The organism is Micromonospora sp. WMMD998, from assembly GCF_029581235.1.
In the GTDB taxonomy this organism is placed as follows: Bacteria; Actinomycetota; Actinomycetes; order Mycobacteriales; family Micromonosporaceae; genus Micromonospora.
This window is the reverse complement of sequence record NZ_CP120740.1, coordinates 1073359-1093421: the sequence shown is the minus strand read 5'-3', so window position 1 is coordinate 1093421 and position 20063 is coordinate 1073359. Positions and strand designations below refer to the sequence as shown.

21 protein-coding genes and 1 tRNA gene are annotated in these 20063 nt (G+C 70.6%); 13 read left to right on the top strand and 9 right to left on the bottom strand.

The genetic code is table 11. The annotated features are described in order from the left end of the window. Nucleotides 1-2: 2 nt before the first annotated feature. The 10 genes from O7619_RS05155 (at nucleotide 3) to O7619_RS05110 (ending at nucleotide 10776) form a co-directional block, all read left to right on the top strand. Nucleotides 3-917, top strand: a complete 915-nt coding sequence (locus tag O7619_RS05155; RefSeq protein WP_282286022.1) for a pseudouridine-5'-phosphate glycosidase — start codon at nucleotides 3-5, stop codon at nucleotides 915-917. Beyond that, nucleotides 914-1609, top strand: coding sequence for an HAD family hydrolase (locus tag O7619_RS05150; protein WP_282286020.1), 696 nt, complete (start codon nucleotides 914-916; stop codon nucleotides 1607-1609). The genes O7619_RS05155 and O7619_RS05150 overlap by 4 nt, the downstream gene beginning before the upstream one ends. A 2-nt stretch (nucleotides 1610-1611) precedes the next feature. Beyond that, complete coding sequence (locus O7619_RS05145) at nucleotides 1612-3111, top strand: MFS transporter (RefSeq protein ID WP_282286018.1); 1500 nt, start codon at nucleotides 1612-1614, stop codon at nucleotides 3109-3111. Further along, complete coding sequence (locus O7619_RS05140; protein ID WP_282286017.1) at nucleotides 3108-3896, top strand: hypothetical protein; 789 nt, start codon at nucleotides 3108-3110, stop codon at nucleotides 3894-3896. The genes O7619_RS05145 and O7619_RS05140 overlap by 4 nt, the downstream gene beginning before the upstream one ends. A gap of 62 nt (nucleotides 3897-3958) precedes the next feature. Then, complete coding sequence (locus O7619_RS05135) at nucleotides 3959-5410, top strand: AMP-binding protein (protein ID WP_282286016.1); 1452 nt, start codon at nucleotides 3959-3961, stop codon at nucleotides 5408-5410. Between the two features lie 4 nt (nucleotides 5411-5414). Next, entirely contained in the window at nucleotides 5415-6554 is a 1140-nt protein-coding gene (locus O7619_RS05130) for an acyl-CoA dehydrogenase family protein (protein ID WP_282286015.1), read from the top strand. Between the two features lie 45 nt (nucleotides 6555-6599). Next, nucleotides 6600-7298 carry a transglutaminase-like domain-containing protein gene (locus tag O7619_RS05125; RefSeq protein ID WP_282286014.1) on the top strand — a complete coding sequence of 233 codons (699 nt, stop codon included), beginning with the start codon at nucleotides 6600-6602 and terminating at the stop codon, nucleotides 7296-7298. After that, entirely contained in the window at nucleotides 7298-8077 is a 780-nt protein-coding gene (locus tag O7619_RS05120; protein WP_282286013.1) for a glycosyltransferase, read from the top strand. Before O7619_RS05125 ends, O7619_RS05120 begins: the two co-directional genes overlap by 1 nt. Further along, entirely contained in the window at nucleotides 8074-9486 is a 1413-nt protein-coding gene (locus O7619_RS05115; RefSeq protein ID WP_282286012.1) for a glycosyltransferase family 4 protein, read from the top strand. Before O7619_RS05120 ends, O7619_RS05115 begins: the two co-directional genes overlap by 4 nt. Nucleotides 9487-9489: 3 nt before the next feature. Beyond that, nucleotides 9490-10776 (top strand): glycosyltransferase 87 family protein, encoded by a 1287-nt coding sequence (locus O7619_RS05110; RefSeq protein WP_282286011.1) that lies wholly within the window; start codon nucleotides 9490-9492, stop codon nucleotides 10774-10776. Nucleotides 10777-10874: 98 nt separating this feature from the next. On the opposite strand, the gene O7619_RS05105 is transcribed toward O7619_RS05110, so the two are convergent. Beyond that, nucleotides 10875-11927 carry a LacI family DNA-binding transcriptional regulator gene (locus tag O7619_RS05105; RefSeq protein ID WP_282286010.1) on the bottom strand — a complete coding sequence of 351 codons (1053 nt, stop codon included), beginning with the start codon at nucleotides 11925-11927 and terminating at the stop codon, nucleotides 10875-10877. Between the two features lie 151 nt (nucleotides 11928-12078). Then, entirely contained in the window at nucleotides 12079-12273 is a 195-nt protein-coding gene (locus tag O7619_RS05100; protein WP_282286009.1) for a hypothetical protein, read from the bottom strand. A gap of 176 nt (nucleotides 12274-12449) precedes the next feature. Here O7619_RS05100 and O7619_RS05095 point away from each other — a divergent pair, with 176 nt between their 5' ends. From O7619_RS05095 to O7619_RS05085, 3 genes are all read left to right on the top strand, one after another. Beyond that, nucleotides 12450-13451, top strand: coding sequence for a sodium:calcium symporter (locus O7619_RS05095; RefSeq protein ID WP_282286007.1), 1002 nt, complete (start codon nucleotides 12450-12452; stop codon nucleotides 13449-13451). A 181-nt stretch (nucleotides 13452-13632) separates the two neighbouring features. After that, nucleotides 13633-13917: a type II toxin-antitoxin system prevent-host-death family antitoxin gene (locus tag O7619_RS05090; protein ID WP_018787151.1), complete on the top strand. Its 285-nt coding sequence runs from the start codon at nucleotides 13633-13635 to the stop codon at nucleotides 13915-13917. Next, nucleotides 13914-14168 carry a Txe/YoeB family addiction module toxin gene (locus tag O7619_RS05085; RefSeq protein WP_282286005.1) on the top strand — a complete coding sequence of 85 codons (255 nt, stop codon included), beginning with the start codon at nucleotides 13914-13916 and terminating at the stop codon, nucleotides 14166-14168. The genes O7619_RS05090 and O7619_RS05085 overlap by 4 nt, the downstream gene beginning before the upstream one ends. 306 nt (nucleotides 14169-14474) lie before the next feature. On the opposite strand, the gene O7619_RS05080 is transcribed toward O7619_RS05085, so the two are convergent. The 7 genes from O7619_RS05080 to O7619_RS05050 all read right to left on the bottom strand — a co-directional run bounded on the left by O7619_RS05080 (nucleotide 14475) and on the right by O7619_RS05050 (nucleotide 20036). Beyond that, nucleotides 14475-14876 (bottom strand): type II toxin-antitoxin system VapC family toxin, encoded by a 402-nt coding sequence (locus tag O7619_RS05080; protein ID WP_282286004.1) that lies wholly within the window; start codon nucleotides 14874-14876, stop codon nucleotides 14475-14477. Beyond that, nucleotides 14873-15127 carry a hypothetical protein gene (locus tag O7619_RS05075; protein WP_282286003.1) on the bottom strand — a complete coding sequence of 85 codons (255 nt, stop codon included), beginning with the start codon at nucleotides 15125-15127 and terminating at the stop codon, nucleotides 14873-14875. Before O7619_RS05075 ends, O7619_RS05080 begins: the two co-directional genes overlap by 4 nt. Nucleotides 15128-15207: 80 nt before the next feature. Beyond that, nucleotides 15208-15280: transfer RNA gene (locus O7619_RS05070), tRNA-Lys, on the bottom strand. Nucleotides 15281-15411: 131 nt separating this feature from the next. Further along, entirely contained in the window at nucleotides 15412-16881 is a 1470-nt protein-coding gene (locus O7619_RS05065) for an endo-1,4-beta-xylanase (RefSeq protein ID WP_282286002.1), read from the bottom strand. A 359-nt stretch (nucleotides 16882-17240) separates the two neighbouring features. Continuing rightward, complete coding sequence (locus tag O7619_RS05060) at nucleotides 17241-19118, bottom strand: GGDEF domain-containing phosphodiesterase (protein WP_282286000.1); 1878 nt, start codon at nucleotides 19116-19118, stop codon at nucleotides 17241-17243. A gap of 10 nt (nucleotides 19119-19128) precedes the next feature. Then, nucleotides 19129-19746 (bottom strand): sigma-70 family RNA polymerase sigma factor, encoded by a 618-nt coding sequence (locus tag O7619_RS05055; protein ID WP_282285999.1) that lies wholly within the window; start codon nucleotides 19744-19746, stop codon nucleotides 19129-19131. Continuing rightward, on the bottom strand, nucleotides 19743-20036 hold the full coding sequence (locus tag O7619_RS05050; RefSeq protein WP_282285997.1) for a hypothetical protein: 294 nt from the start codon (nucleotides 20034-20036) through the stop codon (nucleotides 19743-19745). The genes O7619_RS05055 and O7619_RS05050 overlap by 4 nt, the downstream gene beginning before the upstream one ends. Nucleotides 20037-20063: the final 27 nt, after the last annotated feature.

Below are 20063 nucleotides of genomic sequence, written 5' to 3'. Positions count from 1 at the left end.
AGATGGACGAGAACTTCTCGCTCTCGGCGGAGACCGCCGACGCGCTGGCCTCCGGCCGTCCCGTGGTCGCCCTCGAGTCGTCCGGCGTCGTCCACGGCTTGAGCTGGCCGCTCAACCTGGAAACCGCGCTCGACATGGAAAAGGCGATCCGGGCGGCCGGCGCCGTCCCGGCCCGGACCGGCATCGTCGACGGCCGCTTCGTGATCGGGATGTCCGAGGAGCAGGTCGAGATCTTCGCCAGCACTCCCCAGATACCCAAGGTCGGCACCCGCGACATCGGACCGGTCCTCGCCGGCGGCGGCCATGGCGGGACCACCGTCTCGGCCACCCTGGTCGCCGCCGCGCACGTCGGCATCGAGGTCTTCGCGGTGGCCGGTATCGGCGGCGTGCACTTCGGCGCCGAACGGAGCTTCGACATCTCCGCCGACCTGGTCGAGTTCACCCGGCGCCGGGTCACCGTCGTCTGCGCCGGAGCGAAGTCTCTGCTGAATCCGGCGCTGACGATGGAATACCTGGAGACGCTCGGAGTGCCGGTCGTCGGCTATCGCTGCGACGACTTCCCGGCCTACTACAGCATCTCCAGCGGAGTCCGTAACCCCCGCCGGATCGACGACCTCGCCGAACTGGCCAGGGCGGTCCGGCTGCACTGGGCGGTCGGCAACGACAGCTCCTTCCTGGTGACCCACCCGATCGACGACCTGGATGCCCTTCCGTCGGACGAGATCTACGTGCTGGTCCGGCAGGCGCAGGCGGAGGCGGAGGCGGCCGGGGTGCAGGGCCCGGCGATGACGCCGTACATCCTCTCCCGGGTCTCGGCGGCGACCAACGGCCGTACCGCCGCGGCGAACCGGTCGGTGCTGCTCTCCACAAGCGCTCTCGCCGCCGAGGTCGCCGTCGCGCTGCGGGAGGACCGGTGACCACCGCGATCCTCTTCGACGTCGACGGAACCCTTGTCGACACTCCGGCCGGCATGGCCGACGTGCTGCACGCGGTCGTCGCCGAGCACGGCCGGACCGCCACCGACGAGCAGGTACGCCGTACCATCGGCCGCCCGCTGGCCGCCTCCCTGGCGGGGCTGCTCGCCCGACCGGCCGACCACCCCGAGGTGGAACGGGCCGTGGACCGGGCGCGGGAACTGTTCACCGAGACGGTCGTCCCGAACGCGGCCAAGCTGGTGTTTCCCGGCGTGCCGGAGTTGCTGACCGCCCTGCGCGACCGTGGTCATCCGTTGGCGGTGGTCACCAGCAAGGTGCGGCCCAGCGCGATCGAGCTGCTGACCGCCACCGGTCTGCTGGACGCCTTCGACTGCCTGTCCTGTCACGGGATGGCCGCACGCGGCAAGCCGCACGCCGACCTCGCGCTGCTGGCGGCGGACACGCTCGGTGTGCCGCCCGCCCGGTGCGTCGTCGTCGGTGACGCGGTGGACGACGTCCGGATGGCCAACGCGGCCGGCATGGTCCCGTTCGGGGTCACCACCGGTGTGGCCAGCCGGGTCGAACTCCTGCTCGCCGGCGCCCGCGCGGTGTTCACCAGCCCGGCCACGCTCGGCCCGGCGCTGCTGCTCACCTCCGACACCCGTTCCGTCCGACCGCTACCAGAGGTGATCTGACCATGCCCTCCGCCGCCCGCTACCGCGCCGCCACCGGCAGGCCGACATCCGCTGCCGGCACCCTCGCCATCCTGGCGATCGCCCAGTTCCTGATCGCCCTCGACTACTCCATCGTCTACATCGCCCTGCCCCGTATCGGCGCCGACTTCGACCTGAGCGAGAGCGCCATCCAGTGGGTGGTCAGCGGCTACGCCGTCTTCTTCGCCGGTTTCCTGATCGTCGGTGGCCGAGCCAGCGACCGGTTCGGTTCCCGGAACCTCTTCATCGCCGCGATGGCAGTCTTCGGGCTGGCCGCGCTCGCCGGCGGTCTCGCCACCGCGCCGGCGCTGCTGCTGGTGGCCCGAGCGGTCCAGGGCGTGGCCGCGGCGGCGCTCCAACCGGCGGTCATCGCGCTGATCAACACCTCGTTCGCCGCCGGTCCGGCCCGTAACCGGGCGCTCGGTGTCTGGGGCACGGTCGGCGCGTCCGGTCTCGCCGCCGGTGTGGTGATCGGGGGGCTGCTGAGCACCGTCTCCTGGCGCTGGGTCTTCCTGATCAACCTGCCACTGGCCCTCATCTGTGCGCTGGCCGCGCCCCGCCTGCTGCCTCGACTGCGCCCACCGGTCGGGCACAACCAGTTGAACGTGCCGAGCGCGATCCTCTGCACCGGCACGGTGCTCGCCACCGCCCTGGCCCTGACCCGGGCCTCCAGCGACGGTTGGACGTCCGGCGGCACGGTCGCCATGTTCGTGCTCGCCGCCGTGCTCCTGGGCGGGTTCGTCATCTGGGAACGGACCAGCACCCAGCCGCTTGTGGACCCGCTGCTGCGGCGGACCCGTTCGCTCCTGGTGGGTTGCGGGTCGACCGCCCTCTACATGGCCAGCGTCGGAAACCAGTTCTTCGTGCTCACCCTGCTCCTCCAGCAGTTGCGCGGATACGGTCCGATCGCGGCCGGCATGGCGTTCCTGCCGATGGCGGTGGCGATCGCCGTGGCCAACTCCGTCGCCGCCCGGATCGTCTCCGTGCTCGGCGTCCGGATGGCCCTGACCCTGGCGTTCGTCGGCAACGCCGCCGGCCTGCTGCTGCTGGCGACCCAGGTGCACGGGGAGAACTACCTGCTGCACCTGCTCCCCGGTCTGCTGATCACCGGCTTCGCGCACGGCGTCACGTACGTGTCGATGTTCATCGCCGGGACCGCCGAGGTGGCCGACCGCAACCAGGGTGTCGGCAGCGCCCTGATGACCACCTCCCAGTACATGGCCGGCGCTCTCGGGATCGCGGTGCTGGTCCTGGTGCTCGGCCCCGACCCGGACGCGCAGAGTTTCGGTGCCGCGTTCCTCACCACCGCCCTGGCGGCGGGCGCGGGCGCGGTCCTGGCCTTCTTCGGGCTGCCCGCCCGGAGCGCCGGCGGCGCCGCCCGGGCCTCGGACGACCGCGGGGCCACGGAGGTCGGGCCCGACACCGGTGCGGGTGACCAGCCGATCCACCGGCTGGTCCCGGAGTTCGGGGAGAGTCGGCGATGAGGGCCTCGGCATGGGTCGCCCAGCTCGGCGTGCTGGTGGTGCACAACGACCCGGTGGTGGAGGCGGAGCTGTGGGGCCGGGCACCGGCCGGGGTCACCGTGCACGCCGCGCGTTTCGAGAGCCCGACGAGCACCGGCGCGGAGTACACCGAGGAAAGCTGGCAGCGTCTCATCGCCCAGCCGGACATCCGGCGGGGGCTGGTCCAGCTCGGCCAGATGGACCTGACCGCGATCTGCCTCTGCTTCGCGTCGGCGAGCTTCTTCGGCGGCTTGGAGTTCGACGCCGGCTTCTCCGCCGCCGCCACGGACCTGGCGGCCGGGACCCCGGTCTACACCGCCGGGGAGGCGATCCGGGCCGGACTTGTCGAGTTGGGCGTACGTCGGCCGCTGGTGTTGGTGCCGCCGTGGTTCACCGACCCGACCTTCGCCGCGGCGCGGCGGTATCTCAGCGCGGCGGGCTTCGAGGTGGCCGGGCTGCTGCACTACCGCCTCGACACCGGGTGGAACGCGGTGGAACGACACCGCATCTTCGACCGGGGTGGCCGCTGGGCGGTCGACCCGGACGAGGTCTGCCGGCAGGTGGCCGCCCGTTTCCCGGCCGACGCGGACAGCGTGCTGATTCCCGGTAGCGGATTCCGCTCGTGGGACGCGGTGGCCCGCCTGGAGGCCGGCTTGGGCGTCCCGGTGGTCACCTCCAACCAGGCGTGTCTGCATCGACTGCTCACCGTCGCCGGTCTGGACCGGCCCGTGCCCGGCGGCGGCCGACTGGTCGACGCCAGCACCTGATCCCACCCCCGTTCGGCTGCCGCCCCGCGACGCCGACACGACGACGAACGACAGGAGAGATCGTGCCCACCACATCGTTCTGTACCGCCTTTTACCGACAGGTCCACGACCGGCCCGAGGCACCGGCGCTGTCCTGGGCCGGAGACCAGATCAGCTATCGCCGGCTGGCGGAGCTGGTCCGCGACACCCGCGCCGCGCTCGACGAGCTGCATCTGGACGCCGAGGTGCCGCTGTGCGTCCCGGCGGTCAAGTCGCCGGAGACCGTCGCGCTGCTGATCGCCGCGTTCGAGCTGGACCGTCGGGTGCTGCTGCCCCCCGCCTCCCTGGGCCCGGAGTCGCTGGCCGGCGTCTGCGCCGCGGTCGGCTGCGCCGACATCCTCGGCGCCAGCGCCGACGGTCTGACGGTCCGGCCCAGTGGGGCGGCCGGTCGGGCCATGCCCGGGGCCGGGATGTTGCTCACCACCTCCGGCTCGACCGGTACGCCGAAGGTGGTCGAGCTCGCCCCGGACGGGGTGGACCCGTTTCTGACCTGGGCGGCCGGGGCCTTCGACATCGGGCCCGACGCCCGGGTGCTCAACTACGCGCCGCTCAACTTCGACCTGTGCCTGCTGGACGTGTGGACCGCGTTGGCGACCGGCGCCTGCGTGGTGATGGTGGACCCGGAACGGGCCGTCGACGGTCCGTGGCTGGCGGAGCTCTGCCGGGAGCAGGCTCCCACGGTGGTGCAGGCCGTCCCGCTGTTCTTCCGGCTGGTCACCGACGCCGGTGGCCGGTTCCCCGGGGTACGGGACGTACTGCTCACCGGGGACGCCGTGCCGCCGCCCCTGCTCGACCGGATCGGGCAGGCCTTCCCCCACGCGCGGTTGTGGAACGTCTACGGCTGCACCGAGACCAACGACAGCTTCCTGCACCGGGTGGAGCCGGCCGAGGTGCGGGCGCTGGGCGGGACGCCGATCGGTCGCCCCATCGACGGGGTCGAGGTGTCCGTGGTGGACGCCGACGGCGCGGAGGTGACCGGTGCCGGCGTGGGTGAGCTGGTGGTCCGCACCCCGTTCCGGGCCCGGGGCTACCTGGACGCGGGGCCGAACGCCGCGCGCTGGCGGGACGGCTGGTTCCGCACCGGCGACCTCGTCCGGCGCGACGCCGCCGGGTTGTTCTTCCTCGCCGGCCGCAACGACGACCAGGTCAAGGTGCGCGGCGTCCGGACCAACCTGAAGGAGGTGGAGCAGGTGATGCTGACGCACCCGGAGGTGCTGGAGGCGGCGGTGCTCGCCGTGCCGGACGCGGAGGCCGGCAACGTCCTGCACGCGGTGGTCCGCCCCCGTGCGGCCTCGGACGTCAACGGGCTGCACCTGCGGTTGCACTGCGCGGCGGCGCTGCCCCGTACGGCCATTCCTGGCGTGTTCGTGCTCGTCGACGACGCGCTACCCCGGACATCGACCGGAAAGGTCGACCGCAACGTGCTGCGGGCGCGGCGCGAGCGGACGCCCTCCGGCGCCACCGAAGGGCGGTGACGAAATGATCAACTGGACCGATGAGCAGCGCGAGCTGCGCGGCCTGGCCGAGGAGCTGGGCGCCGCCGCGGGCGACGGGCACCTGGGCCGGGACACCGACCGGGAGTTCGGCTTCGCGGCCTGGAAGCTGATCCGGGAGACCGGCCTGCTCGGGCTGCCGTTCGACGAACGGTGGGGCGGGCTGGGCCAGGATCTGCTGACCACCATGTACGTCCTGGAGGGGCTGGGGTACGCCTGCCGCGACGGCGGGTTCAGCTTCTCCGTCTCCACCCACATCGTCAGCACCGGCGTGCCGCTGCAACGGTTCGGGTCCGCCGAGCTCAGGCAGCGCTACCTGCCGCGGGTCAGCGACGGATCCGTCATCGGGGCGCACGCCATCACCGAGCCGTCGGGTGGCTCCGACGTCATGGGCATGCGCACGACAGCGGTTCGCGACGGCGATCACTACGTGCTCAACGGCAGCAAGGCGTTCGTCACCAACGGCCCGATCGCCGACGTGATCGTCGTGTACGCCCTGACCGGCAAGCGAGGTAGCCCGGCCGCGCTCACCGCGTTCCTGGTGGACCGGGACACGCCGGGCCTGGTGGTCGGACCGCCGGTGGCGAAGATGGGCCTGACCACCTCTCCCTTCTCGGAGCTGTTCTTCGACGACTGCCGGGTCCCGGTGACGAACGTGATCGGTTCGCCCGGCGCCGGCTTCCTGGTCATGGATCACGTCATGAAGTGGGAGATCCTCTGCTCCTTCGTGATCAATGTGGGCGAGATGCAGCACCGGCTGGAGCGCTCGATCGAGTACGCCCGGTCCCGGATGCAGTTCGGTCAGCCGATCGGCTCGTTCCAGTCGGTGTCGAACCGGATCGTCGACATGCACATCGCGGTGGAGAACGCCCGCAAGTGGCTCTACGACACCGGGCAACGCCACGTCGACGGCGAGAACGTCACAGTCGACATCGCGGCCAGCAAGTTGATCACCAGCGAGAGCAACGTCGCCGTCGCACTCGCCGCCGTCCAGGTCTTCGGCGGCTACGGCTACACCAGTGAGTACGGCCTTGAGAAGGACCTGCGCAACGCCGTCGCCGGAACCATCTATTCCGGCACCTCCGACGTCCAGCGCCAGCGAATCGCCCGGATGCTCGGCCTCTGACCCCCGGCACCCCCCTTTCCGTCCACATCCCTGGAGGACCACCCCATGTCCGTGTCGACCACCCTCACCCACGCACCCCTGCTCACCGCCACCGAGTTCATCGACCACGAGTCCGAGGTCGTCCGCGACTTCGTCGCCCGGCACCTGCCCGACGCGCCGGAGGCGACTCCGACCGAGCGGGCGGTCGCCCTCTACTACGCCGTCCGCGACGGCATCCACTACGAGGTGTACGGGGCCGACCTGTCCCGCCACGGCCTCCGTGCCAGCTCCACGATCACCAGGGGCACCGGCTTCTGCGTCCACAAGTCCATCGTGTACGCCGCCGCGCTGCGGGCGGTCGGCATCCCGAGCCGGATCTACTACGGCGACGTCCGCAACCACCTCGCCTCCCCGCAGCTCGAGGAGCTGATGGGCGGCAACATCTTCACCTTCCACAGTCTGACGACGGTCTACCTGGAGGGCCGGTGGGTCCGGGCCACCCCGGTGTTCAACCGGATGCTCTGCCGGCTCTACCGGATCAAACCGCTGGAGTTCGACGGGCGCACCGACTCGATGTACCACCCCTACGACGACGAGGGGCGCCGGCACATGGAGTTCCTCCGCGAGCACGGCGAGTTCGACGACGTCCCGTACGACATGGTCGTCGGCGGCATCCGCTCCGCCCACCCCAAGCTCTTCGCCAGCCGGTACGCCACCGCACGCGGCTCGCTGGTGGCCGATGCGACGGTTCGGGGAGGTGCGTGATGGGCGGAACGGACGTGGCGACGGCCCCCGTACACGCTGCCGCCCGGCGGGACACGGTCGACCTGGAGCTGGTCGTCCCGGCGTTCAACGAGGCCGCCCGACTGCCGGCCACGCTCGCCGAGGTGACCGCCTTCCTGGCCGGTCAACAGTGGCGGTCCCGGGTGGTGGTGGTGGACAACGGAAGCACCGATGACACCGCGACCGTCGTGAAGGCCGGCAAGTGGGACGCCGAAGTGGTGGTGGTCGGGTGCTCCCGGCCGGGCAAGGGCGCGGCGGTCGGGCGCGGAATCGCCGGCAGCAGGGCGCGCTTCGTCGGCTTCATCGACGCCGACCTTTCGACCCCGGTGCCGACCCTGATCCGGGCGGTCGACGCGCTGGAGGCCGGCGCCGCGGCGGCCATCGCGTCCCGGCACGCTCCGGGGGCCGAACTGGCCTGTCCGCAGCCGGTCGCCCGCAGGTTGGGCGGCTCGGTGTTCCGGGCGCTGGCGAGGCAGCTCGTTCCGGGCGTACACGACACCCAGTGCGGGTTCAAGCTCTTCGACCGGCCGGCCGTGCAGCGGGCCCTGCGCCGCTGCCACCTCAGCGGCTTCGCCTTCGACGTGGAGCTGCTGCGACAGATCCGTCGGGCCGGCGGCCGGATCACCGAGGTTCCGGTCGTCTGGACCGACGACGAGCGCTCCACGTTCCGCCCGCTGCGGGACGGACGGGCAGCCTTCGCCGACCTGTTCCGCCTCTACCGGGCGGACCTGCTCGGCACGGCCGGGGCGGGTGCACGGTGAACCCGCACCGGTCACACCCGGCGGACCGCCGGGTGCTGGTGCTCGGCGAACGCGACGCGCACCAGCCCGGCACCGCTGCCGCCGGGTGCTACCTGCACGAGGTCACCCGGCGCTGGGCGGCGGACGGCACCCAGGTCACCTGGGCCGCGCGCCGGCTTCCGGGCCGTCCCGAGCAGGAGACGATCGCGGGGGTACGGGTGCTGCGTGCCGCCCGACCGTTGAGCGCGGTGGCGCGTGCGGTGCGGGAGGGGGACCGCTTCGACGTGGTCCTGGCCGCCGGCGGGTCGATCGGCGCCCTGCCGCTGGTCGTCGGTCCTTCCGTGCCCGTGGTCGAGGTGGTGCACCGGACCGACCGCCACACCGGCACCCGCCCGGGCCAGCTCCTGGCCGGCGCGGTGGGCCGGTGGAGCCGGACGGATCGGGTGACCGTGGCGCTGTCGCCGTCGGCCCGGCACGACCTGCGCCGGCGGCTCGGCCTCCAGGGGCCGATCTTCGTGGTGCCGCCCGGCGCCACGACGCCCGCTCCGGATGGCGTCACACGACGCGCAACGGTCCCGACCGTCGTCGTCGAGGCCGACCTGGTCCCGCAGGAAGGGCTCGACGTCCTGCTCGACGCGCTGCCGGCCGTCGTGGCCGCGCTGCCGGACCTGCGGGTCGAGATCCTCGGCGACGGCCCGGACCTCGCGCGGCTGCGTCGGCAGGTGGAGACCCTACGGTTGGCCTCCTCGGTGACCCTGCACGGCCCGCTCGCACCGGAACTCCGGGACCGGTGGTGGCGTCGCGCCTGGTTGACCGCCTGCACCGGGACACGCGAGGGGCGCGGTTCCCGACTGCTCGACGCCGCCGCGTACGGGGTGCCCGGGGTGGCGCTGGCCGCTGCCGGCGCCCGGGACTTCGTGCGTCAGGGCCGCACCGGCGAGATCGTCAGCTCGCCCGACCGGCTGTCGGATGCGCTCGTCGGCCGACTCGTGGCGTTGGCCGACGACGAGGTCGCTCGCGGGTTCGCCGAAGCGTGCCGGGCCTGGGCCGCCCGGTTCACCTGGGACCGGACCGCCACTCTGCTCGCCGGCGTGGTCGAGCACCAGGTTCGGACGGCCCGATCCGGACCGACCCGCCGCCGGTCGGCCCGCCCGGACATCGCCACGCTCGTCAGATTTCCCGGGCGCGGGCCGGTGCCGGTCGGCGCCCTGCGCTCGACCGATGAGGTTGACGTGGCGGACGAGCAGGTCAACCTCCTGCTCAACGGATGCGACGAACTCGACGCCCTCGGGGTGCTGGATCGTCTCGGCGCGACCGGCGCCGAGCTGCGCCTCGCCGGCCACGACGAACTGCTGATCGGACCGCGTCCACTCCCGCCGATCCTGGCCGGACGCGCACCCCACCTTCCCCTTGTGACGGACAGGAGCTGAACCATGCAGACGACAGAGATCGAGTCGCGGCCACAGAGCCGACGGCTGAGCATCGGCACGATCGCGGCCGTGGTGATCGCCGCGTTCGCGCTGGCCGTGATCGCCGAGGCGATCTTCACCCGCGACCCGTACTGGGCCCTGCGGTGGACGGTGGACCTGAAGGTCTACCTGGCCAGCGGTGAGGCGGTGCGGCACGGCACCTCGCTCTACGACGTGGCGATCCAGAGCCCGCTGTACGGGCCGATGCCCTACCTCTACCCGCCACTGACCGCGATCCTCTTCTTCGTGCCGCTGTCCCTGTTGCCGATCGGCGCGGCGAGCCTGGTGTGGAACACGTTGTCGCTGATCGCCCTGGGTGGGGTCGCCTGGCTCTCGCTGGGCATCGCCGGAATCCGCACCCCGCGGACCCGGGCCGCGCTGACCCTGGTCGTGCTCGTCCTGGCCACCTGGCTGCTGCCGGTGCGGATCCAGCTCATCGCCGGGCAGATCAACATGTTCCTCCTGTTGCTGGTGCTGCTCGACTTCCGCGGCTACACCGGTCGTTGGCGCGGGCTGGGCATCGGGATCGCGGCCGGGCTGAAGGTCACGCCGTTGATCTTCATCGCGTACCTCGTGGTGACCCGGCAGTGGCGGGCGGCGGCCACCGCGACGGGTGCCTTCCTCGGCACGGTTGCCCTCGGGTTCGTCCTGCTGCCGGCGGACGCGGCGCGGTACTGGGGTGGTCTGGTGCTGCATTCGTCGCGGGCCGGCGGGGTGTGGGACACCCCGAACCAGTCGCTGTCCGGGGCCCTGGCCCGGGGGGTGTCGAGCACCCAGTTCGCGCACTGGTGGCTGGTGGTCCTGGCGATCGTGGCGGTCCTCGGGCTGGCCGTGGCCCGCTACGCCCACCAGCACGGCTCGGACTTTCTGGGCTTCTCCGCCGCCGCCGTCACCGGGCTGCTGGTCTCGCCCGTGAGCTGGGAACACCACTGGGTGTACGTGATCCCGCTGTTGGTCTGGCTCGCGGTCCGGGCCTACCGGGACCGTTCCGCCGGGCTGGCCGCGCTGACGGTCGCGCTGGCAGCGGTCTTCTCCGTCCGGGTCTTCTCGCTGTTGGGCATCCAGGAGTCGCCGCCGGCGCCGATGGCGCTGGCGGGCTGGGAGCAGGTGATCGCCGCGCTGTTCCCGCTCACCGGCCTGCTGCTCCTCCTGGCCGGGCCGATCTGGCTCCACCGGACCAGTCGGGTGCCGGTGGCCGAGCCCGCCGAACGGGTGCTGCTCCGTGAACCCACAGGTGCCGTGGCCGGTTAGACCGACCTGCCGGAGCTGCGGGGGACGACGTGTCGGCGTCGTCCCCCGCAGCATCGGCCCGTCCGCCGGTCGTGCGCCGGCCGCGCGTCGCGGAATGATCAGCCGGCTTCTGGTGGGGCGGTGCTGTCCCGGACGACCAGTTCGGTGGGGAGCAGCCTGTGTTCGGCGGCGATCGGACGGCCGGCGAGATTGTCCTGGATCGCGCGGCTGAGCGCCGCCGCCGCGAGCCGCCCCTTGGCCTGCACGTCCTGACGGACGGTGGTCAGGGTGGGCCGGATCTGCACGGCGAGCGGGTTGTCGTCGAAGCCGACCACCGACAGCTCGCCGGGAACGTCGATGCCGAGTTCCTCGGCACACCGGAGCGCGCCGTAGGCGACCGCGTCGGAGAAACAGAGCAGCGCGGTGGGCCGGTCGGGCCGGTCCAGGAGCAGCCGGGCACCCGCCTTCGCCTGCTCCAGGTCGGCGCCGCTCTGTCGCGCCATCAGGGGGTCGATGCCGGCCGCGTCGAGCGCGTCGCGCCACCCGAGCATCCGCTGGGTGGAGGCGTGCCCCTCGGCGGTGAGGTCGGCGGCGGTGACCAGGCCGTGCGTGCCATGCAGGCCGGACAGCAGCAGCCCGATCCGCCGGTGCCCCAGGTCGATCAGGTGCTGGGCGGCGGCCCGGGCGCCGGAGCGGTCGTCCACGTTGACGGCGGGGATTCCCTCGACCGGCAGTTGGTCGACGTAGACCAGGGGCAGCTTGCGGCGGGTGAGGAACTGGACGGCCGTCGACGTGGGATCGCACGAGTAGACAAGCGCGCCGTCGATCGCCACGTCCCGCGCCGGAATGATCGCGCCGTCGTCGGACGACGTCAGCAAGGTGAGTGACAGCCCGGTCGGGCCGAGTTCCTCCGCGACCGCGCCGAGGAAACTGGTGGCGACCAGATCGGTGAAGGCGAAACGGAGCGAGGAGGTCAGCACGATGCCCACGGCACCGGTGGTGCCCCTCGCCAGGGCGCGCGCCGCCGGATCGGGGCCGACGTAGCCCGCTTCCCGGGCGGCGGTGAGGATCCGCTCGCGTAGCGCCGCGGACAGTTGGTCGGGCTTGGAGAAGGCGTTCGACACGGTCATCCGACTCACGCCGACCCGGTCGGCGATCGTCTGCAGTGTCACCCGGGACGCCACGCCACCACCAGTCGTTCCCGCTGTGTCCGCCGTCAGGGTCGAGGGCGCCCTGACGGCGGATCGGTCTTCGGTCCGTCAGCCACCTGGGTCGACGGACGCCGATGCCTACCGGCTGGTATCAGGCTATCAAAGACCGCGATCAGGCCAGCTTGACCACTCTGGCGGCGCGAACGAGACGCTTGGCGACGGCGGCACGGACGACCTTGGCGCGCCGCGGCTTCTCCACGTGCGGGACGACCGGGGCGTCGGGGCGGGCGCTGGCGAATTCGTAGTCGACAGCGTTGATGGCGGTGACGAAGGCGGCGGGCATCTCCATGACGAACTCCTGACTCACCGAAGCTGTTTTCTATACCGGTACAGTAGCGAGGTTTTCTATACCGGTCAAGAAGCAATCCATGATCGGGGTGCCGTGCCAAAGTCCCATCGATCGGGTACGGGTGGAACCATGGCTTCCGCAAGTGGACTGACTGCCGGCGGCACCTCGTGACGGCCACCGGCACCTGGCCCCTCGTGCCCAGCGTGATCGCGTTGCTCGCCGCGCTGGTGGCGATCCTGTTCGCCGGTGGGGCGCTGGCCCGGACGGCAGACGAGCTGGCGGACCGGACCGGCATGGGTGAGGCGGTGGCCGGCGCGCTGCTGCTCGGCGCGGTCACCTCGCTGCCCGGCATCGCCACCACGATCATCGGTTCCGTGCGGCAGGACGCCGAGTTCGCCCTCGCCAACCCGATCGGTGGCATCGCGGTGCAGACGGTGTGGCTGGCGATCGCCGACCTGCTCTACCGCCGGTCCAACATCGAGCACGCGGCGGCTTCCCTGGAAAACGTCCTCCAGGCGATCGTCCTGGTGGCGTTGCTCTGCTTGCCCGTGGTGGCGTACGCGACGCCCGAACTCACCATCTTCTGGGTGCACCCGGCGAGCCTGCTGATCCCCGTGATCTATCTCTACGGCCTGTCACTGCTCCGCAGACTCCGTAGGGAACCCATGTGGTTCGCGCGCCGCACCGCCGACACCCGTCAGGACGTGCCGGCCGCGACCCCGTCGGATGTGAGCCTCCGCCGACTGTGGTTTCGGCTGGCCGCGCTGGCCGCCGTGGTGGCCGCCACCGGCTACCTGATCGGCCAGGGCGGGCTCGGCGTGGTCGCCGCGTCGGGCCTACCGAGTGGTTTCGTGGGCTTCACGCTCACGACGGCGATCACCTCGCTGCCGGAGTTGATCACCCTCATTGCGGCGATCCGCATCGGGGCGTTGACCCTCGGCATCGGCAACATCCTCGGCGGCAACGCCTTCGACGCCTTGATGATCTTCCTGGCCGACGCCACCTACCGGCCCGGATCGATCTATTCGGAAGCGAACCTGTCGGGTCTGCTGTTCACCGGAATGACCACTCTGATGACCGCCGCGCTGGCCGCTGGGCTGATCATCCGGGAACGTCGGGGAATCGGCTTCGAAGGGATCGCCATCCCGGTCATCTACCTGGGAACCGTGGTGCTGCTGCTCACCCGAACCGGCTGAACGCGCGTCCGACCGTTCACGGTGGTCGCGCACCCGCCCCACCCGCTCAGAGAGGCGAGTCTTCACTTCCCTCAACGGCAGCGGCGTCATGGACAGTTCAAGGCCGGACATCGGACCATCCGACGAGCAGCCCCGGTGAGCTTGTACAATTTATTGTACGTAACGTTTGGGAGGCAGCAGCATGCGCACCGTTCCCTACTCGGAAGTCCGGCAGAACCTGGCCAAGATGCTCGACCATGTCGTGGACGACGCCGAGGAGGTGGTGGTCACCCGCTCCGGTCGGGAGGCCGCGGTCATCATCTCGTTGCGCGAGTACGAGTCGTTGAAGGAGACGGCCTACCTGATGGCCAGCCCCGCCAACGCGCGCCGCCTGAATGAAGCCGTCGAAGAACTGCGTAACGGGGGTGGAGAGATGCACGACCTGATCGACCCCGACGCCAGTTCAGGCGAGGCGTCGGCAGCGTGAAGGTCCAGTTCGCCGGCCGAGGCTGGGAAGACTATCTGACCTGGCAACGAGATCGCCAGATGCTCAAAAGAGTGAACGCCTTGATCGAGGACATCCGACGCAACGGCCACCAAGGCATGGGCAAACCGGAGCAGCTCCGCGGAAACTGGGCGGGATTCTGGTCGAGACGCATCGACCAGGAACACCGCCTTGTATACCGGATCATGGACGACACCGTGCAGATCGCGCAGTGCCGTTACCACTACGAGTGAGGTAGAGGACTACTCCCTCCGCCGAGGGACACGGCCCTGCGGCGGCTGCGTGCCGGCGCCATGCGACTCGCCGTACGGCAACATCCCGGCCCGCCCAGCACCGTGCCGCCGTGGTCAGCACAGTCCACGTCAAGAAGCCGAGCCAAGCGTCACGATGCGTCGCGGTCACCGGGTCCGCATGAAAGATCAACAAAGTGTGCCGGAGGCACCCCATGCGAACCACCCCGCGACGATCGCCGGTGACCCGCCTCCACTCAGGTTGGCCGGCCCAAGGGCGTCAGGCCGATGATCCTCGGGCGGCCACCGTCAGGACACCGCGAGCAGTCGGAACTCGCAGCGTACGCCGCTGGCCTTGGCGAGCCGACCATCACCAGTCACGAGTGGGCAGGCCAACAGCTCCGCCGCCGCAACGTAGGCCGCGTCGTACGCGGTGACATTGCCCCGCAACTGCCACATTCGGTCGAGCAGCATGGCGACGCCAACCTCATCGATGACCAACGAGGGCAGGATGTCGATCGCCTCCTGAGCCCGGGCAAGGCCCAACTTCCCACCGAGGACCTTGCCTCTGATCACCGACATGACCTCGACCAGAAGATGGCTCGGTGCGGCCCAGTGCGGATCTCCGGTCAGCTCCGCCCGCGCCGCGTCGCCGACCGGCCCGTCGTCAACCAGGGCATCAGCCAGAACAGACGCATCCACGACGATCATGCCGCGCTTCCCCGCGGTCCGCGCTGCTCCCGCTGGTCATTCAACTCGGCCGCGCTCTCCCCCGGCAGGGAGCGAGCACCGTCCGATCGGCCGGCGAAGCGATCAAGGGCCGCGGTGTTGCGCAGCCGCCGAGCCTGCGTCTCCACCAGATCCAGCAGGTACGCCTGGAGTGACTGCCCACGCGCCTTGGCCTGCGCTGCCAGGGCGTCTCGTACCTCTTCCGGCACGTCCCGAATCTGGAGAGCAACCATGCATTCATTATGCATGCAGCATTACCCGCTCGCCAGGAAAGACTCGAAGCTTCACCGGTCCGCATGAAAGATCAACAAAGTGGGCCGCCTGGGACTCGAACCCAGAACCTAAGGATTAAAAGTCCTCAGCTCTGCCAATTGAGCTAACGGCCCGTCGGGCCATCAGGCTACCCGATCACCGACCCTGGGGTTGAGGTCCGCCTCCGCCGCGGGGAGTCCGGGCGTACGGACGACTGCGGTGGCCCACCGTCGAAACGATGGGCCACCGCCGGTCTACCTGTCGACTAGCTCGTGACGAGCCGGAACTGCTGGTTGGCTTGACCGTTGCAGTCGTAGATCTGGACCTGCTGCCCGTTTCCGGTGCCCCAGACGTCGAGGCAGCGGCCGGACTGGACGCCCGTGATGGTGCCGTTGGAGTTGATGTTCCACTGCTGGTTGGCCTGACCGTTGCAGCTGTAGATCTGGACCGCCGCGCCGTTGCCGGAGCCGGCGGCGTCCAGGCAGCGGTTGCCGTACACCGTCAGTTGCCTGCTGCCGGTGGAGGTCCACTGCTGGTTGCTCTGGCCGTGGCAGTCGTAGAGCTGCACCCGGGTGCCGTTGTTCTGCGACGAGTTCGGCACGTCGATGCACCGGCCCGACTGGCTGCCGACGATCCGGCCGGCGCCGCCGGACGGCGGCGGGGTGGTCGGTGAGGTGGTCGGCGTCGCCGTCGGCGAGGTGGTCGGCGAGGTGGTGGGCCCGGGGCCGGCGGCGTTGAGGACGTTGAGGACCGAGTTGTACGCGGCCTTCTTGTTGCCGCCGCCGTCGAACAGCAGCGGGTTCTCGTTGGAGCGCCACGAGTCGCTGTCGCGGACACCCCACACGGTGATGCCGATGCACCGGGGCACGTTGATGCACGCCTGGGTCAGCCCGGCGTACTGGGAGGTGGAGGAGTTGGTGACGTCGACCTCGGTCAGCGCCACGTCCACGCCCAGGGCAGCGAAGCTGGACAGCGTGGTCTGGAAGTTGCCCGGCAGCGAGCTACCACCGGTGAAGTGGGTCTGCAGGCCGACGCAGTCGATCGGCACACCCCGGGACTTGAAGTCCTGGATCATCCGGTAGACACCCTGCGTCTTGCCGTACGACCAGTTCTCGATGTTGTAGTCGTTGTAGCACAGCTTCACGTTCGGGTCGGCCGCCCGCGCGGTGCGGAACGCCACCTCGATCCAGTCGTTGCCGGTGCCCTGCAGGTTCGAGTTACGGCGACTGCCGTCCTCGTTGAACGCCTCGTTGACCACGTCCCACGCGGCGAGCTTGCCCCGGTAGTGGGCCATCACACCGTTGATGTGATTGATCATCGCGTTACGCAGCGCGCTGCCCTGCATGTTCTGCATCCAGCCGGGCTGCTGCGCGTGCCAGGCCAGGGTGTGCCCCCGGACCTTCAGGCCACGCTGGGTCGCCCAGTTGTAGATCTGGTCGCCGGAGTTGAAGTTGAACTGATTCTGGTTCGGCTCCGTGGCGTCCGGCTTCATCTCGTTCTCAGCCGTGATCATGTTGAACTCACGCGCCGCGATCGTGCTGTACGTCGAGTCGTTCAACCTGCTCGCGGCGATGGCTGTGCCGAAGTACCGCCCCGACTGCGCGGCTGCCGCGCCCAGGGTGGAGGCCGCCTGGGCCGGACCGGGCACCAGCAGTCCGGCGCCGGCCAACGCCAGCGAGCCGGCGGCTGCGGCCACCGCCATGCGATAGCGACCACGCCTCAGTAGACGTTCCATGACACTCCTCTGCATATCGGACGGTGATGTGCAAGGTGGTGGCAGGCGTGGAGACCACGCCCCTACCGTCAGGTCCGAAATTTTTCGGAAAACTACCGGTAACTTCACGGAACATACTCGGCAGCCCGCGATCGGTCAATGTCGATGACTTCCGGGCCTGGTCAACCGCGGGACGCGACACTTCGGCGGGAGCCACCAAGAGTTGTCGGGCGTAACGTTTCGTTGACGCCGTCCACCCGGGGACAGCCCTCGGTCGGCCGGAAACTTCCGGGCGGTACCGCGCCCACGGCATGGACGCCGAGCAACTCGTCGTGCCGGCCGCCGACCCGGCCGTCGTACCCGATGGGCCGGACGAGGTCTCAGCCGAGCGCGGTGTGCTGCGGCGGAAACCGCAGTTCCAGCTCCACCGTCTGCACCTCCTTCCGGCCGACCGTGATCGGCTCGGGTCGTCCGGTCCGGTAGCCCTGGGCGAAGTCGACGCCGCAGGTCCGCAGCAGCTCGATGGTCTCCTCGTCCTGGACGTACTCGGCGGCGACCCGGATGCCGAGCGTGTGGCACAGCTCGACAAGCGTCGACACGACCGCCTGACTCGCCGGGGACCGGCAAAGGTCGACGATGAACGTCCCGTCGATCTTGACCAGGTCGACCGGGAGCTGTTTCAGGTGAGTGAGGGTGCCGTATCCGGTGCCGAAGTCGTCGAGCGCCAGGTGACAGCCCAGTTCTCGGATCCCGGTGGCGAAGGCCGTGGCCTCGTTCCGGTTCTCGATCAGCGCGGTCTCGGTGATCTCGAACGTCAGGCACTCCGGCTTGACCCGGTGCCTGTCGATCGCGTCGGTCACGAAGGCGAGCAGCCCCGGGTCGGCGAGCGACCGGCCGGAGATGTTCACCTGGTAGTGGGAGGTCTGTGCGCCCCGGCCGATCAGTTCCAGGGCGTGGTCGACGACCCACTTGTCCACCGTGAGGATCTCCCCGACCCGCTCGGCCATGTCGAGGAAGGCCCAGGGTGCGACCGGCTGACCGGTGTCGCTGCGCACCCGCAACAGGATCTCGTGCCGGGTGACCTGGTTGAGTTGGAGATCGACGATGGGCTGCGCGTAGAGGGCGAACCGGTTGGCCTTGACCACGCGCCGGATCCGGTCGCGGCATCGGTCCGTCCGCTCCCTCTCCTCGACCGGCCGGTCGAGGACGGTGACGGCGGTGCCGTTCCGGCGCGCGTCGCGGGCGGCGTTCTCGCCATCGATGAGCAGGTCGAACCCGGTGGCGGGCACGCCGCTGCCGAAGTGGACCACGCCGGCCGAGATGGTGAACCGCAACGGCTTCTGCCGCACGCTGAACAGGTGGTTGCGGAACGTTTCGACGATCCTGACCGCCAGGCTCTCCGCGGTTTCCGGATAGTCGTCGGCCGGGGTGAGGAGCACCCCCCACGAGCCGGAGCCCACCAGCCCACCTGTCACCTTCTCCCCGACGACCGCGCGGAGAACCCGGGCGACCTCTGCCGTCACCCGGTCGCGGTCCTCGTCGGTGAGCGCGTCGGGCAGCCGGGTGGCGGGCTCGGTCGCCACCACGACGAGCGCCCCGCCGGTGCTGCGACGCGCCCGGTCCACCTCGTCGATCACGTACGCACGGGTCGGCAGCCCGGTCAGGACGTCCGGTACGTCCAGGTCGGTGCTGAGCATCCGGCTGCGGACGGCGAGCCGGCGACGCTCCTGCCGGGCCAGCTCGAACGCGGTGACGTCCTCCCCGGTCGCGATGATCCCCGACGGGCCGTCCGCGGCGGTGAGTATTTCGAGGTGGCAGTGCACGTGGCGGATCCGGCCCCCCGGTTGGACCACCCGGAAGCGGACCTCGTCGGGACGGTGCCGCTCCCACGCGGCCCGCACGACCGCGCGGACCCGTTCGGCGTCCCCCGGATGGATGAGGTCGAGGACGGTCTCGGGGGTGAGGCGCCGCGTTCCCGGCGCGTGCCCGAAGATCAGCGCCATCTCGTCCGACCAGAAGAGCCGGCCGAGGCAGCCGGGCCCGCCGGCCATCCACGTGATCGTGCCCAGCTTCGACAACTGCGCGGCGCGCGCCACCCGGGTCACCTCATCGGCCTTCCAGGTCACCGGGTCGACGAGGTCGGCATCGACCATGATCTCGTAGCCTTCGGCGAGCGAGAGGTCGTACCGGCTCTGCACGGTACGCGCGACGCGGCGGGCACGGGCCAGCTCCAGCGGGCTGGGCCTGATCTCGGCCATCGCCAGAAGGTCATCGAGATCCACGGCTTCCCCCCTGACCCCGCCGGCCGGACGAACGGGTGAAGCCGGCCTTCTCGGCCAACTCACCGAGACCTCGCTTGGCGGCGGCCTTGTAGCACCGGACGCTGTTCTCGGTCAGCCCGAGGATGCGGGAGATCTCCTGGTTGGAGAAGCCCTCCCGGGACATCTGGAACACCTCGGCGTGCCGCGCCGGAAGCTGACGCAGCCAGGCCCGCAACGTCTCCTGCGCCTCCCACACGTCCGCGATGTCGGAGTGCGGCGCCGGCGGCAGGTCCTCCGGCGCCACCGCGGCTTCCCGCTGACGCCGGTCCCGGTCCTTGAGCAGGTTGAACCGGGCCGTACGCACGATCCAGCCGATCGGCCGGACATGGTCCCGGAGTTCGGGCCACTTGACCCGCGCGTGCAGGTACGCCTCGTGCAGCGCGTCCGCCACCACCTCGCGGTCCCACCACACGGACCGGAGGATCCGCTCCACGGTGTGGTAGGAGCCCTCGACGAAGGTGGCGAACTCCCGGTCGTGGTCGGCCTTCACGCGGAGGGCCTCCGCCCGGCGCGCATCCTCGTCGTCGGCCGGTGTCCGGGCGGCGGTGCCCTGGATGTCGCTCACGCCGCCTCCCTGGTGATCCCGGACTTCGGCAGGTCACGGACGCCCAGTTCCACCTCGCGATGACCGTCACGGTCACGCTCCACGATCCGCACCACGTCGTGGTCGGCCTCGGTGAGCCGGATCAGCCAGGTCACCCGGGCTGTCGTACGTGTCGTGGCCTCGCGTTCGGCGTGTATCCGCGCCCGGTACGCCACGCAGGCCCGCACCAGGCCCCCCACCACTCCGGCGACGGCTACGGCCACGGCCGTCACCTGATAGCCGGTAAGCGGTTCCGCCAGTGCTTCGTTCATCGTTCCCCCTTGGCCCCTTCGGTTCGC